The 14,487-nt window shown below is 74.5% G+C and carries 11 protein-coding genes; all 11 read right to left on the bottom strand.

The window, feature by feature from the left end; translation table 11 throughout:
• Positions 1-81: 81 nt before the first annotated feature.
• Complete coding sequence (locus OG946_RS03985; protein WP_326794776.1) at positions 82-1,752, bottom strand: bifunctional 3'-5' exonuclease/DNA polymerase; 1,671 nt, start codon at positions 1,750-1,752, stop codon at positions 82-84.
• Positions 1,753-2,178: 426 nt separating this feature from the next.
• Complete coding sequence (locus OG946_RS03990) at positions 2,179-3,207, bottom strand: lysophospholipid acyltransferase family protein (protein WP_326794777.1); 1,029 nt, start codon at positions 3,205-3,207, stop codon at positions 2,179-2,181.
• Positions 3,204-4,781, bottom strand: coding sequence for a lactate racemase domain-containing protein (locus OG946_RS03995; RefSeq protein ID WP_234380572.1), 1,578 nt, complete (start codon positions 4,779-4,781; stop codon positions 3,204-3,206). Before OG946_RS03995 ends, OG946_RS03990 begins: the two co-directional genes overlap by 4 nt.
• Before the next feature lie 131 nt (positions 4,782-4,912).
• The gene (locus OG946_RS04000; protein WP_326794778.1) at positions 4,913-6,151 is read right to left on the bottom strand and encodes a zinc-dependent alcohol dehydrogenase; all 1,239 of its coding nucleotides are present in this window, start codon (positions 6,149-6,151) and stop codon (positions 4,913-4,915) included.
• The gene (locus OG946_RS04005) at positions 6,148-8,514 is read right to left on the bottom strand and encodes an HAD-IB family hydrolase (protein WP_326794779.1); all 2,367 of its coding nucleotides are present in this window, start codon (positions 8,512-8,514) and stop codon (positions 6,148-6,150) included. Before OG946_RS04005 ends, OG946_RS04000 begins: the two co-directional genes overlap by 4 nt.
• A gap of 62 nt (positions 8,515-8,576) precedes the next feature.
• Positions 8,577-9,833, bottom strand: coding sequence for a nickel pincer cofactor biosynthesis protein LarC (gene larC, locus OG946_RS04010; RefSeq protein WP_326794780.1), 1,257 nt, complete (start codon positions 9,831-9,833; stop codon positions 8,577-8,579).
• 140 nt (positions 9,834-9,973) lie between these two features.
• Positions 9,974-10,711 carry a nickel pincer cofactor biosynthesis protein LarB gene (gene larB / locus OG946_RS04015; protein ID WP_326794781.1) on the bottom strand — a complete coding sequence of 246 codons (738 nt, stop codon included), beginning with the start codon at positions 10,709-10,711 and terminating at the stop codon, positions 9,974-9,976.
• Positions 10,708-11,706, bottom strand: coding sequence for a TIGR00268 family protein (locus tag OG946_RS04020; protein ID WP_326794782.1), 999 nt, complete (start codon positions 11,704-11,706; stop codon positions 10,708-10,710). Before OG946_RS04020 ends, larB begins: the two co-directional genes overlap by 4 nt.
• Complete coding sequence (locus OG946_RS04025; RefSeq protein ID WP_326794783.1) at positions 11,703-12,620, bottom strand: ferritin-like domain-containing protein; 918 nt, start codon at positions 12,618-12,620, stop codon at positions 11,703-11,705. The genes OG946_RS04020 and OG946_RS04025 overlap by 4 nt, the downstream gene beginning before the upstream one ends.
• Before the next feature lie 164 nt (positions 12,621-12,784).
• Positions 12,785-13,411: a TetR/AcrR family transcriptional regulator gene (locus OG946_RS04030; protein WP_234380570.1), complete on the bottom strand. Its 627-nt coding sequence runs from the start codon at positions 13,409-13,411 to the stop codon at positions 12,785-12,787.
• Between the two features lie 218 nt (positions 13,412-13,629).
• On the bottom strand, positions 13,630-14,481 hold the full coding sequence (gene fdhD, locus OG946_RS04035; RefSeq protein ID WP_326794784.1) for a formate dehydrogenase accessory sulfurtransferase FdhD: 852 nt from the start codon (positions 14,479-14,481) through the stop codon (positions 13,630-13,632).
• Positions 14,482-14,487: the final 6 nt, after the last annotated feature.

Below are 14,487 nucleotides of genomic sequence, written 5' to 3' on the forward strand. Positions count from 1 at the left end.
GGTTCGTGCTGCGGGGCGTTCTGCGGCGGGGTCTCTGGCACGTACCCGTTCTACCTTGTGGTCCGTACGCTCCGCCCCTCCTTATTTCGCGTCCGCATAGCACTCCACCACCGCCGTCGTGAACGAGAACACCACCGGTGTCTCCCCGAACATCGCCTCCCCCGCCCGCGCCGACGCCGCCGCCAGCGCCTTCTCCACCGCCGGCGCCTCCGCCTCCGGGCAGTGCACGATCACCTCGTCGTGCTGGAAGAACACCAGCTCCGCGCGCATCCCCGCCAGCTCCTGACGGAGCGCCGCCAGCAGGCACAGCGCCCACTCCGCCGCGCTCGCCTGCACCACGAAGTTGCGCGTGAAGCGGCCCCGCGCCCGCGCCGCGGCGCCCCCGCGGGCCGTCGCCCCGCCCCCGTCGTCCTCCTGCGGCAACCCCGCCTCGCCGTCGTCCGCCGCGTCCGACGGCGCGCACGTACGGCCCAGATGGCTGCGGACGAGCCGGCCCTCCTCGCCGGCGCGGGCGGCCTCGTCCACGTACGCCACCGCGGCGGGGAAGCGGCGGCGCAGATCCGCCAGGTACTTCAGCGCGTCGCCGGAGGTCTGGCCGTAGATCGCGCCCAGCAGCGCCAGCTTCGCCTCCGCGCGCCCGCCCACGAACGCGCGGGCCGCCAGCGCCTCGTACAGATCCCTCGTGCCGTCCGCCGCCGCCATCAGCCCCGCGTCGCCGGAGACGGCCGCCAGCACCCGCGGCTCCATCTGGTCGGCATCGGCGACCACCAGCCGCCAGCCCTCGTCCGCGATCACCGCGCGGCGCACCACCCGCGGGATCTGCAGCGCGCCGCCGCCGTGCGTGGTCCAGCGGCCCGACATGGCGCCGCCCGGCAGGTACTCGGGGCGGAACCGGCCGTCGTGCACCCAGGTCTGCAGCCAGGACCAGCCGTGGGCGGTGTGCAGCCGGTACAGCTTCTTGTACTCCAGCAGCGGGGCGACGGCGGGGTGGTCGATGTCCTGGAGCTCCCACTTGCGGGTGGAGGTGATCCTGACGCCCGCCTTGCGGAACGCGCGGACGACCTCCGCGGGCAGGTCGGGGCGGACCCGCTCGCCGAACGCGCGGGACACGTCGTCGGCGAGCGCGGCGAGGCGGGGCGGCTCCAGGCCGCCGGGGTAGCGGCCGCCGAGCAGTTCGGTGAGCAGGGCGTCGTGCACGTCTGCGCGCCAGGGCAGGCCGGCGTGGTGCATCTCGGCGGCGACGAGCATGCCGGCGGACTCGGCGGCGAGGAGGAGGCGCAGGCGGCGCGGGTGACCGGAGGCGGCGACGCGGTCCTGCTGCGCGGCGTGGACGGCGAGGAGGGCGGGCAGGTCGTCGGTGCCGTGGGGACGGGCGGGGGCGGCGTCGAAGAGAGTGGGCTCGGGCTCGCCGGCGAACGAGCGGGGCGGCGGGTCTTTCGGCACGGGGAGTCCGCGGAGTCGCGCCCAGGCGGCGGCGAGGGAGCGGGGCAGGCCCCACATCCCCTCGTGGCCGAGGAGGATGGCTTCGGCGGCTTCGACGTCGTGACAGCGCGGGACGGTTTCGCCGGCGTCGAGGAGGCGGGGGTAGAACGCGGCGGTGGAGGACCAGATCCAGCGGTCGGCGGTGGGGTGGTGGCGGAGGGCGTGGGCGGGGTGGGGGTAGGTGTGTTCGGGGCCCTGGGGGTTGCCTGCGGCGTCGACGGGGCAGACGATGACCCCGCCGCGGGGTCCGTCGGCCATGGCCCAGCGCATGCGCCCGAGTCTGCCACCGCCCACTGACACCGGGGTCGGGTCGGCGGGGTGTGTTCCCCGACCCCGCCCCTCCCCGAAACCGGGGCTGCGCCCCGGACCCCGCAGCCGCGCCTGCGGCGCGGCACGCAAGACTCAGGGGCTCCGCCCCTGCGACCCCTCGGGGCTGCCGCCCCAGATCCCGCCACGGCCCCTGCGCCGACAGAATTCGGGGACTCCGACCCCACCCCCCACCGGGCTCCGCCCGGATCCAACTGCCCGCGCGGGCGGCGCGGGCGAGCCGGGGAGTGTCCCCGACCCCGCCCCTTCCCGGAACCGGGGCTCCGCCCCGGACCCCGCCGACAGAGCGGCCACCGGTCACACGCTTCCGCTCAGGGCGACACCAGGGCTACCCCCCGGACCCGTGAAGCCCACGGCGCCGAACGGCCCTCAGTCGTCCCGCCATACCTTCCGGCGGCCGTCCCCCAGCGACGGTCTCGTCGCCTCCCAGACTCTCCGCCACTCCGCCACCGGCTTCCCCTGCTCCACCGGCGTCGACGTCAGCGGCAGCGCCGTCGTGCGGCCCTCCGGGAGGGTCAGGCGGCCCTCTTCCGCCGCGCGGAGCGACTGGTACCAGCCCAGGTCCTCCTCCGCCCACAGGGCGGCGATGTGGCGCAGCATGCGGGCGCGGAAGTCCGTGACCGACTCGCCCGTCTGCGGGGGCAGGGGGCGGCCGAAGCGGACCACCAGGCGCGTGCCCGTGCGGGTGGGGAGGGCCTTGCCGCGGGGCATCGCCGCGAACGTGCCGCGGACCGCCACCGGGACGACCGGGATGCCCATGTTCACACACAGGCGCGACGCGCCCATCTTGAACGAGCTCATCCAGCCGTCGTGCGACCGGGTGCCCTCCGGGTACAGCAGCAGGCTCCAGCCGTCGTCGATCAGCTCCGCGGGCAGCGACACCCCGCCGCGGCGCGAGCCGTAGCGGTCCACCGGGAAGGCGTTGAACATCAGGGCGGTGGTGATGCTGACCGCCGTGGAGGTGAAGAAGTAGTCCGCCGCCGCGCCGACCGCCGTGCGGTCGGCGATGCGGCGGGGCAGGGAGCCGAGGATCAGCGGGGTGTCGAGGTGGCTGGAGTGGTTGGCGACGAAGATCGCCGGGCCGCGCAGCGACTCCAGCAGGTCCAGGCCCTCGATCTGCGGCCGGGTCTTGGCCCACGCGTACTGCTTGAGCACCCCGCGCTGCAGGACGTTGCGCACCGCCCGGGCCGCGGGCGTCCGCGCCCACGCGGTGGGGAACGTCTTCTGCTCCGCCTTCCCCGCCCCGAAGCCCGCCGCGCTGCCGCCCGGGGTGCGGTAGCCGCGCGGGGCCAGGGCCCGGCCGCGCCAGTCGCGGCCGGACCGCACCATCGCCAGGTCGCCGCGCAGGCTCCCCCTTCCTGGCTTGCCGCCCTTGCGCGGGCCCTTCGCGCCGTTCATCGGACGGACGCCAGGGTCAGCGGCGGCATGTGCTGGTACGTGATCGAAGGGCTGGTGCCCACCGTCTGCGAAGCCAGTTGCAGCGCGTCGTTCAGCGTCGACGCCGACTGCACGCCGAGCCGGGAGGCCGCGCTGCGGTCAGCGCCGACGAAGATGACCTGGCCCAGGTGCTGCATCGCGTGCGCGCCCCAGTACCACATGTAGAAGGGGTGCACGCCGTGGTAGGCGTAGCTCTTGCGGTAGAGGTGCACGTACCACGGGTCGGTGGCGAACTGCTTCTCGAACTTGGCCTCGATGACCGCCGGATCGGTGGTCTCGGCCAGCACCTCTTCGTAGAAGTCGATATAGCTGGGGTGGTGCACGGGGTGGAACTCGTTCGGCATCGGGTGGTAGAAGATCCCGACGCCGCCCTCGCGCACGATCGGCTTGTTCAGATACAGGTTGAAGAAATAGCCGAGGCCCAGGCACATCGTCAGGATCGGGTTCATCACCGAGTTGACGTTGTACGGGCAGATGTACGGCAGCCCGTACACCGCGACGTCCGCCTGCCCCTGCACCTCGGTGAGCTGCTGGCGGTGGACGTTGCGCAGGGTGATCGGGTGCACCTCGCTCGGCGCGCCCGCGTTCACGCCCGTGACCCCGTACGGCGCCTCCGTCTTGTGCCACAGCCGCCGCCGCATCGACGGCGTCATCAGCGCGTTGCCGCGCCGCGAGGCGAGGTAGGCGGCCTGGTCGCCGTAGTTCCACTCCCACTCGCGCTTGTTGAGGAAGCGGGTGGCGGACGGGAAGGTGTCGTTGTTCAGCGTCGTCTCGACGGTGAACACCTTGACCTGGCCGCCGATCAGGTCGTGCATGCGGTTGTACGAGTGGTGCATGGCCGACTTCGGCGGGTCGTTGAACGACCGGGAGTGCCGCAGCGTGTGCACGTTGTGGTGGTGGCGGATGCTGCGGTAGCTGGCCAGGCCCACCGACACCGACTTGGGGCCGCCGCTCATCGCCGTCGAGGTGATGTTGACGTAGACGACGAGGTCGCTCTCGGCCGCCCGCCGGTTGATCTCGACCTCCTCGCCCTCCGCGGTGTCGCCGAGGTGCACGAGGTTGTCGCGGTCCTCGGCGTCGTGGTTGGTGAGGTGCTGCGGGAAGAACGACCGGAACACCCGGTCGCCCACGACGTGCTGCAGCTCCGCCGGGGTCATGCGCCGGTGCAGGGCGTTGGCGGCGATCAGCTCGACGTCGTCGACGCCCTTGGCCGCCGCCATCTCCAGCACCTGCTCGATGATGCGCTGGCGTACGTCGGGCCTGCGCATCGGGGGCAGCGGGAGGGACAGGTCGTCGAAGACGATCGTCAGCCGCATACCGGCGAACAGCAGCTCGGGCAGGGGCTCGCTGCCGTGCGGTTCGAGCAGCGCGCGGCGGATGACCCCGTCGAGGTCGCGGATGCCGGGCAGCGAGTCGGGCGGGTAGATCACCCGGGTGCCGTGGGGCAGCCGCTCCAGCCGGAAATTCTCGCCCTCGTGCACCAGCAGGGGCGGGGTTCGTTCGTCGACTTCCAGCACGAAGCCTGGTCTGCTCACGCTCTCTCCTCAGTGTGGTCGCCGGCGCCTGCAGCGGGCGGCGGTGCGGGCGTCGGGTGCCCGGCGGCTGCGTACGGCGGTGGGGGGCGGCCGACTACGGTACCGGCCCCCACCCTGCCATTCGTCCCCGGTCAGCCGTCCAGGGTCGGATCAAAGGCGATCTTGACGGAGCCCGCCGAGCCGGCCGCGAACGCGTGCTCCAGCGCAGGGCGCCACTGCTGGAGCGCGTAGCGTTCGACGTAGCCGTCCAGCGGCGCGGTGGCGGCGAGCTGCACCGCCTTGTCGAAGTCCGTGCCGGCGCGGCCGTCCGGGCCCGCGTCGGGGTCGTCCGGGGTGATGTCCTCGCGGCGTCTGGTCGTGTACGCCCCGACGAGGCTCAGCTCCCGGTACCACAGCGGGGTCAGGTCGGCGCCCCCCGGAATGCCGGACACGACGACCGTGCCCCCGGCCCGTACGGTACGCAGCGCGGTGTCGAGGCCGGCGCCGCCGCCGGTGCACTCGAACGCGATGTCCGCCCCGCCGAGCAGGAACTCCGAACCCATCTCGGGACGCTGGGCGAGCGCCGACGTCATCCGGCGGACGGCGCGCAGCGCGCGGTCCGGCTCGACGGCCTCGTCCGCGCCCAGCGCCAGCGCCCGTTCGCGCTGGTGGCCGTGCTTGGCGACGACGTGGATGGTGCCCGCCTCGGTGAGCTGCCGCAGCGCGAGCACGGTGAAAAGACCCACCGTGCCGGCCCCGATGACCAGCACCGAGGCGCCCGGCTCGATCGGCACCCGGCGCACCGAGTGGATCGCGCACGCCAGCGGCTCGACGAGCACCGCGCGCTCGTCGGGCAGGTCGTCGGGCACCGGGCGGAGCTGGTGCTCGTGGGCGACCATGCGCTGCGCCCAGCCGCCGCCGGTGTCGGCGCAGTAGCCGGTCTGCATGCCGGGCGACAGGTGCCCGGAGGTGATGTGGTCACAGCGGTTGGTGTGTCCGGCGCGGCAGGCGTCGCACTCGGGCAGGCCGCGCACCGCGCAGGACAGCACCGGGTCGAGCACGACGCGGGTGCCGCGCGGGATGGTCGGCAGGTCGTCGACGGTGGTGCCGACGACCTCGTGTCCCGGCACGAACGGCGTGGACGTCAGCGCCGCCAGATACGGCGACACGGTGCCGTTGAGCATCCCGAGGTCCGAGCCGCAGATGCCGGACAGGCTGGGCGCCAGCCGGGTCCAGCCGTCGCCCTTGGGCAGTTCGCGCCGGTCGCGGGTGAGCCGCAGCGGCGCGAGCGAGCCGGCCAGCGAGCCGGCGGCGCGGCTGCGGGTGCGGCTGAGCCCGCGGGCGGCCAGGAAGCGCGCGGGCGAACGGTGGTACTGAAGCGCCAGGCTCATCGGGCCTCTCCGTCGGATGCGGTGCGGCCGGCCGCGGGCAGGGCCCGTACGGGACGCGGCCGGGTGTGGCTGATCACGGTGCCCGCGAGCGCGTCCCAGCGGCTCGCGGTGTGCGTCCCCCAGCGGGCGATCTCCCAGCGGTGGCGCTTGGCGTGCCGGAACAGCCGGGTGTCGGGGTTGACCGCGTGCGGCTTGCCCACGACCTCAAGCAGCGGCCGGTCCGAGTAGCTGTCGGCGTAGCCGAAGCTGGCGCCGAGGTCGAGTTCCCGCTCGCGGGCGTGGCTCTGCAGCCACGCCGCGCGGCCCTCGCCGACGATCGGCGGGGTGCGCAGGAAGCCGGTCAGGACGCCGTCGTGCTCGGCGAGGTGGGTCGCCTCGATGTCGTCGAAGAGCGGCCGCAGCGGCTCCACGAGCAGGTCGAGGCTGCCGGTGATGAGCACCGTGCGGTGGCCCGCGGCGCGGTGCGCGCGGATGCGGCGTACGGCCTCGGGCATCACGCGGTGCAGCAGCGCGTCGCCGACCTGCTCCGCGACCAGGGCGCGGAGTTCCTCCGCGCGTGCGCCCTCGTAGCGGCGGAAGAAGGAGCGCATCACGTCGCCGCGGTCGCGCCGCTCCGCGAGCAGGTAGCGCGGCGCGTTGCGGGCGAGGTCGAACAACTCGGGGGCCCAGCGCCCGCGCGGCAGCGACGCCAGCCGGGTCCAGACGTAGGACTCGACGATGTCGGAGGCGATGATCGTGCCGTCCAGGTCGAAGACGGCGGCCGTGCTGCCGGCGGCGGTGTCGCCGCCGGGCGGGAGCGCGGCGGGGTTGGGCTTGCGGGTCTTGCGGCCGCCGCCGGTTCTGGCCCGCAGCGGCGCGGTGACCTTGGGGCAGTGGACCTCTTCGAGGTACGTGTACCAGTCGATCTCGGCGGGGTCGAAGCCGTGCTCGGCGGCGCGGTCGGCGGGCAGCGCCTCGTTCAGTGCGCGCAGTTCGCGGTCGTCGTAGACGACGGCGGTACGGGTGTAGACGCCGTACAGGTCGGAGTAGCGGCGCAGGGTCTCCAGCGAGCGCTTCTCCTTGTGCAGCCTGCTCGCCCACTCCTGGGTGCGCTCGGTGCCGGGCAGTTGGCCGAGGACCTTGTCGGCGAAGTTCGCGGCGCGCTCGCCGGCGCCGAGCGCGAACTCCACCCGGGCGGCGCCGGGGAAGGTCCACGACGGCGGCCGGACGTGGCCGCGGCCGCTGCTCTCCGGCAGCGGGTCGCGGCGGAAGTAGGAGTGCACGTGCTTGTACAGGTCGCGCAGCGTGAGGGGGTTGGTGGCGCCGGAGCCGACGTGGAAGTAGTGCGGCCCCGCGCCCTCCTCGGGCGGCGCCGCGGCGGCGGCGAGGGTGGCGTTGACGACGAGGTCGACGGGGACGACGTCCATCACGGTGTCCGGCTGCCCCGGCATGTCACGCAGCAGCCCGCTGCCGTACGCGATGATCAGCGGGTCGGCCATCTTGAAGCCGTCGATCCAGCCGGGGTACGGGTGGCGCAGCGCGCTCTCCACGATCGCGGGCCGCACGATCGACAGCGGCCGGCCCGCCCACAGTTCCTCGACGGCGCGCTCGGACATCGCCTTGGTGAAGGTGTAGACGTCGGAGAAGCCGAGGATCTCGGCGCGGGTGGCGCCGTGTTCGACGAGCCGCTCCTCGACCCACGCGCGGCGGGCGTCCTCGGCGTCCTTGGCGGCGATCTGCGGTCCCGCCTTGCCGTGGTCGCGGCCGGCCTTCTCCAGCGCCTTGCGCAGCACCTCGGGGCGGCGGGAGGCGCGCTCGACGTCGTCGCGCGCGGCCAGGCCCTGGGCCAGCTCGCCGCGCCAGTCGACGTCGTGGGTGAGCCGGCCCTCCCGGACGAGGCCCTGGCCGCCGCTGGAGACGTACGCGGTGGAGATGTGCACGATGTGCGGCGGGCGCTCCTGCCTGCCCAGCTTCTCGTACAGCGCGACGGCGCCGGACACGTTGCTGCGGAACGCCTCGTCGATGGGCGGGTCGAAGGAGACGGACGAGGCGCAGTGGATGGCGACGTCGATGTCCGCGGGGAACTCGACGTCCTCCAGCTTGTCGAGGGCGCCCTCGATGACGGTGACGCGCCGCTCCGCCTCGGCGAACGCGGCCTCGTCGCCGACCCGTTCGCGCCAGGTGCGGAAGACGTCCTTGCGCAGCAGGCGGCGGAAGCGGTCGGCGGCACCGCCGTTGCCCCGCGGGCGGACGACGATCGAGACGCGGGTGCCGGGATGGCCGGACAGCAGCCGCTCCAGCAGCGCCTGCCCGATGAAGCCGGTGGCCCCGGTCAGCAGGACGTGCGCGTCGTCGAGTCGCCCGATGCGGTAAGTCCCCGTCACTCGTGCCCTCCCCTGGTCTGGTCTTGCATATGCCGGTCTCTGTTTCTGTTGCGGACCGGCGGTCAACCGGTGGCGGGCCGCGGCACCGCCAGGTCGCCCCGGTAGCGGACTGCGGCAGCTTCGCACACCGCGCGTACGGGCCAGCCCAGCGCGGCCGCGGCGGCCTCCGCTTCGGCCAGCTCCGGCTGTACGGTGAGCGCGCCGCCGGGCCCGTCCGCGACCTTGACGGTGACCTGCTGCTCGGCGCCGGGCGGGCCCACGGCGACCACGGCGCTCTGCCGGGGCAGCATCAGGCGACGGTGGGCGGACCAGCGGACGCCGAGCGTGGTGGTGTGCCGGAACAGCACGTCGGCCACGGCGGGCCGTACCTCCGCCGCGCACAGCGCGGTGACGACGCGGCCGGGGCGGCCGTGCCTGCCGACGGTCTCGGTGGTCCAGCAGTCCCACGCGCCGGCGGCGCGCAGGGCGGCGAGGACCGAGGGCCACAGCCGCGGGTCGAGGTCGTCGACGGTGCTCTCCACGACGGTGACCTCGCCCTCGGCGGGCCCGCCGGCCGCGGGGGCGGTGCGGGTGCCGACGACGACGCGGGTGATGTTGGGACGGTCGGGGGTGTCGCGGCGGCCGCCGCCGGTGCCCACGGCCCGTATCGCCATGTCCGGCAGCGGTCCGGGCGCGGCGAGGGCGGCGACGAGCGCGGCGCCGGTGGGGGTGGTGCGCTCGCCGGCGAGGCCGCCGCCGGTCAGCACGAGGCCGCCGGCGGCGGCCAGGTGCAGCACGGCGGGTACGGGGACGGGCATCCGGCCGTGCGCGCAGTCGACTTCCCCGCTGCCGGCGGCGAGCGGGGAGGTGGTGACGGCGGCGCCGGGGGCGAGCAGGCCCAGGTCGGCGAGGGCGGCGGCGCAGCCGACCACGTCGGCGAGCGCGTCGAAGGCGCCGACCTCGTGGAAGTGGACCTCCTCGGCGGTGGTGCCGTGCGCCTTGCCCTCGGCCTCGGCGAGCAGCCGGAAGACGCGGGCGGCGAAGTCCGCGGCGAGCGCGGCGAGTCCGGCGCCGGTGGCGCGGTCGAGGTCGGCGAGGACGTCGGCGAGGTGCCGGTGGTGGTCGGGGACGGCAGGGCGGTGGACGGTGACGCGGTTGCATCCGAAGCCGCCGCGGCGGTCGCGCGCCACGGACACGTCGAGCCCGTCGATCTTGAGTGCGGCGACCGCGTCGCGTGCGGCGGCGAGGCGCGCGCCGGCGTCGAGCAGCGCGCCGAGCAGCATGTCGCCGGCCACCCCTGCGGTGCAGTCGAGATGGGCCGCGGCCGTCCCCTCAGCCACCGTGCGTCACCCCCGGCGAGTCCCGTTCATGATCGGTGGGAGAGCCCTTCCCGTACGTCTCCGCCGCCACACCGGCGCGCGGGGCGGCCTCCCCCGTGTGAGCGACGTCGTACGCGAAGGCGGGGCGGGCGCTGCGCTGTTCAGTCACCGGCGCGTACCCCCACGATCTTGGCGGCGTGCACGGCGGCGCCGAAGCCGTTGTCGATGTTGACGACCGTGAGCCCGGGTGCGCACGAGGCGAGCATCGCGCCCGCGGCGGCGCGGCCGGCGTCGGCGAAGCCGTAGCCGACGCTGGTGGGGACGCCGACGACGGGGGCGGTGAGCAGTCCGGTGACGACGCTCGGGAGGGCGCCGTCCATGCCCGCGACGACGATCGCGCAGTCCGCGGCGCGCACTTCGGCGAGCACCGAGAGCAGCCGGGACAGCCCGGCGACGCCGACGTCGGCGTAGAGCCGCGAGCCGGTGCCCAGCGCGTCGAGGGTGGCGACGGCCTCGCGGGCGACGGGCAGGTCGCTGGTGCCGGCGGTGAGCACGGCGACGGTGCCGCGCGGAGCCGGCAGCGGGCCCACGGTGACGGTGCGGGCGCGGGTGTCGACGCGTACCGGCTCGTCGGCGAACGTGTCGGGCGCGTCCCGCAGCACCTCCTCGGGGCAGCGGGTGGCCAGCGCCGGGGAGTCCGGTGTGCGGCCGCGCAGTTCGGCGAGGAGCTGGAGGGTCTGCTGCGGGGTCTTGCCGTCCGCGTAGACGACTTCGGGCACGCCGGTGCGGCGCCGCCGGCCCACGTCGAGGCGGGCGAAGTCGCCGACCTCCGCGATGCCGCCGGCCAGCAGCCCGGCGAGGCCGGTGGCGTCGAGGGCGCTGCCGCGCGGCTCGCTCATCGCGTCGGCGCTCCATCGGAAGAGACGGTGCGGGAGGCCGCGCGGGCGGCGGTGCTCACCGCGCCCGTACGGTACGGGGCGAGACTGCCCTCGCCGAGCGGGCCGACGGCGGCGACCTCGCGCAGCAGCGTGTCGCCGAGGCCGTGGGCGGCGGCGACCTGGCGGTGCGCGGGCGCGTCCAGCTCGATCCGGAATCCTTGCTTCAGCAGCCGTACGCGGACGTCGCGGGCGCCCACCCGGTGCTCGTCCAGCGTTTCGCGGACCCTCTCCTCGGCCCGTTCGACCAGGTGCAGCCGGTCCTTGGAGACCGTGATGCCCACCGCGATCCTGGACGCCAGGCACGGCATGCCGGGCTTCTCCGCGACCGGAAGCCCCCACGCCCGCGCGACCGCGCGCACCGCGGCCTTGCCGAGGCCGGCGGCGGCCAGCGGCTCGGCGGCGGCGAGTTCCTTGGCGGCGCGCAGCCCGGGGCGGTGGGCGGCGCGGCGGTCGTCGAGGTGGGTGCCGGTGGCGACGTGCGCGAAGCCGTGCTCCGCGGCGTAGCCGGAGACCCGGCCGAGCACGGTCTGCTTGCAGAAGTAGCAGCGGTCGCCGGCGTTGGCGCGATAGCCCGCGACGGACAGCTCGTCGGTGTCCAGCACGACGAGTTCGGCGCCGAGGTCCGCCGCCGTGTCGCGGGCGAGGGCCAGCTCGCCGCGGGCCAGGGCGGGCGAGTCGGCGATGACGGCGACGGCCCGGCCGGGGCCGAGGGCGCGTACGGCCGCGGCGAGGACGACCGTGGAATCCACGCCACCGGAGTATGCCACCGCGACGCTGCCGAGTCGTTTGACTTCCGCCAGCAGCGCGGCGGCGGCCGCGCCCGCGTCCGGCTCGCCGGAGTCCGCGGCGGCCGGCCCCGGCGCGGGGGCGGCCGCGGGGTCACCGGCGGCGGTTGCGGTGGGCCCGCGCCGGTCGGCGGCGGGGCCGTGGTGCGCGGCGGGGCCGGCGTCCGTCATGCGTGTGAGCCCGCCGATCGACGTCGTACGGCGGCGATCCCGGCCGCGCCCGCGACCACCGCGGCGCCGGCGACCAGCCGCTTGCGGGAGCTGCGCCTGGCGGCACTCAGGCCGCCGACGGGCACGCCGGCGCCGAAGCCCGCGACGCCGCGCTGGACCAGGTTGAGCCCGGCCATGCCGGGAAGCTTGTGCACCTTCTCGTCGATCTTGCGCACGGCGGCGGCGCCCGCGTCGTCACCCAGCAGGTGCCGCAGCACGAACCGGGTCTCCTCCACGGGCTGGATGGTGGAGCCGACGGGCTGCCAGAAGCGCTCGGTCACCCAGCGCGCCAGTGAACGGGCGCGCTGGGAGCGCTCCAGGCGCTCCTTGGCCTGGCTGGCGTAGAACGCGAGATGACGGGACTCCTGACGCTGTATGCGGCCGAGCAGCTTGGTCAGCTCGGGGTGCTGCTCCTTCTCGATGAGGCTGCCGTACGCGGCGTGCGCGGACCACTCGTTTATGGCACCCCACGTCATGTGCACGGCCACGAAGTCGTCGCCGATGGCGTTGGCCGCGATGGACTGGTAGATCGGCGCCAGCCGGTCCTTGATGCCCTGCGCCTCGCGCACCTCGCGGATGTGGTCGTAGTCGGCCTTCTGCCCGTGGGCCCGCAGCACCGAGTCGATCGCCTCGCCGTGCCAGAACTCCTCGAAGGCCCACATCGACATGAACGCCGTGACGTCCGGGTCCCGGTGCGAGGGGGTGACCAGCACGTCCCGCAGGTAGCAGACCGTGTGGCTCTCCACGTCCGACATGTACCGCAGACAGCGCAGTGCCTCCGCGGACAGCGGGCGCTCGGCGAACGCGTCGAGATCCAGATCGTCGACCTGGACGCGTCCGGCCGTGTTGATGTAGCCCGGTATGTCGAAGGCCATTGCTCTCCCTCCGGCAGATGCGCCGATTACGCCGAGTCCATCACGGCACGAAGCCCTTTATCAACATCTGTTGAGTTAGCTCGCGATTCTAGATCGCGGCCGGACCCGCACGCCACTGCCCCCACCCGTGACGCAGCAGACACTCCTGAGGTTGACTCGGCGCGCTAACTCTGTGCGGCGGGAAGCGGTCCGAAGAGATAGCCGTCGATGGTACGGCCCACGATCTCGGCCAACTCCGGCCGAGGCAACTCGGCGAGCGGGCCGAAGCGCACCACGTAGCGCACCAGCGCGGTGCCCACGAGGTGGGATCCTGCGAGGCCGGCGCGCAGCTCCGCGCGGTCCTTGACGGCGCGGGAAGCGATGCGGGCGACCAGTTCGCGGGTGATGAAGTCGCGCAGGATGGCGGCGGCCGGCTGGTACGAGGCGGCGGAGAGCAGGATCGCCTGAAAGGGCCACCTGGTCTCGGCGTCGTCCCACAGATCGAAGTAATAGGCGGCGAGCCGGCCGCCCAGACCGTCGGAGGCGTCGCCGATGATCCGCCCGAGCACGTCGTCGGGGCGCATCACGTCGGCGATGGCGGCCAGGTACAGCCCCTCCTTGCTGCCGAAGAACTGGACGAGGAGGGACGGGTCGACGCCCGCCTCGCGCGCGACCGCGCGCAGGCTGCAGGCGCCGTAGCCGCGGGCGAACATGCGCTTGGCGGCCCGGATGATGTCCGCCCTGGTGTCGGGACGGCCGGGGCGGGGCCCGAGCGGCCGCACCCGAGGGCCCAGCGTTCTCTTCCCGGTCACGGTGGTCGCTCACGCTCCAACGCAGGTGTGCATTTTGCTCATTGCGTCAAGTCTTCGGTGAACGCCCGGCCGGGACAAGAGGGGCGGGCCAAAGCTCCGGTCAAGAGGGCACGTCGGCGAGGCGGCGCGCGGGAGGGCCGCGCGGGCGTCGGGGGCCGGCAGGCGCAGGGGGCGCACCCCGCCGGCCGGCCCCGCGCCCGCGCACGCGACGGGGCCGATCAGACGCCCGCGACCGTACGGTGCGGGGCGATGCGGTGTTCGCCTGCGTACACGTTCATGGTGTCGCCGCGCAGGAAGCCGACCAGCGTCATGCCGGTCTCGGCGGCGAGGTCGACGGCCAGGGACGACGGCGCGGAGACCGCGGCCAGCACCGGGATGCCGGCCATCGCGGCCTTCTGGGCCAGTTCGAAGGAGGCGCGCCCCGAGACCATCAGCACGGTGCCGGAGAGCGGGAGGCGGTCCTGCTGCAACGCCCGGCCGATCAGCTTGTCGACGGCGTTGTGGCGGCCCACGTCCTCGCGCAGGTCGATCAGCTCTCCCTCCGGAGTGAACAGCGCGGCGGCGTGCAGTCCCCCGGTGCGGTCGAAGACCCGCTGCCCGGCCCGCAGCCGGTCGGGCAGCGCGGCCAGGACCCCGGGCGTGAGGCGCATGTCGCCGTCGGCGAGAGGCCAGCGGGTGGTCGTACGGACCGCGTCCAGGCTCGCCTTCCCGCACAAGCCGCACGACGACGTCGTATAGACGTTGCGCTCCAGCGAGACGTCCGGCACGGGCACCCCCGCGGCCAGGCGCACGTCCACCACGTTGTACGTGTTCCCGCCCTCCGCACCGTCCACCGCCCCCGCGCAGTACGTGATCCCGGCCAGTTCCCCGCCCTCGGCCACCACCCCCTCGCTGACCAGGAACCCCGCCGCCAGTGCGAAGTCGTCACCCGGCGTCCGCATCGTGATCGCCAACGCCCGGCCCCCCAGCCGGATCTCCAGCGGCTCCTCCGCCACCAGCGTGTCCGCCCGCCGGTCCACCCGCCCCCCGCGCACCCGCACCACCGGACGCCGCACCGTCACCCGACCCATCGCCGA

Source organism: Streptomyces sp. NBC_01808, from assembly GCF_035917395.1.
Classification (GTDB): domain Bacteria; phylum Actinomycetota; class Actinomycetes; order Streptomycetales; family Streptomycetaceae; genus Streptomyces.

What these genes read in the sequence shown, in the direction of transcription:
- fdhD (WP_326794784.1), bottom strand. Translation starts at nt 14,481, where the DNA reads ATGGGTCGGGTGACGGTGCGGCGTCCGGTGGTGCGGGTGCGCGGGGGG.
- OG946_RS03990 (WP_326794777.1), bottom strand. Translation starts at nt 3,207, where the DNA reads ATGAACGGCGCGAAGGGCCCGCGCAAGGGCGGCAAGCCAGGAAGGGGG.
- OG946_RS04000 (WP_326794778.1), bottom strand. Translation starts at nt 6,151, where the DNA reads ATGAGCCTGGCGCTTCAGTACCACCGTTCGCCCGCGCGCTTCCTGGCC.
- OG946_RS03985 (WP_326794776.1), bottom strand. Translation starts at nt 1,752, where the DNA reads ATGCGCTGGGCCATGGCCGACGGACCCCGCGGCGGGGTCATCGTCTGC.
- OG946_RS04025 (WP_326794783.1), bottom strand. Translation starts at nt 12,620, where the DNA reads ATGGCCTTCGACATACCGGGCTACATCAACACGGCCGGACGCGTCCAG.
- OG946_RS04020 (WP_326794782.1), bottom strand. Translation starts at nt 11,706, where the DNA reads ATGACGGACGCCGGCCCCGCCGCGCACCACGGCCCCGCCGCCGACCGG.
- larB (WP_326794781.1), bottom strand. Translation starts at nt 10,711, where the DNA reads ATGAGCGAGCCGCGCGGCAGCGCCCTCGACGCCACCGGCCTCGCCGGG.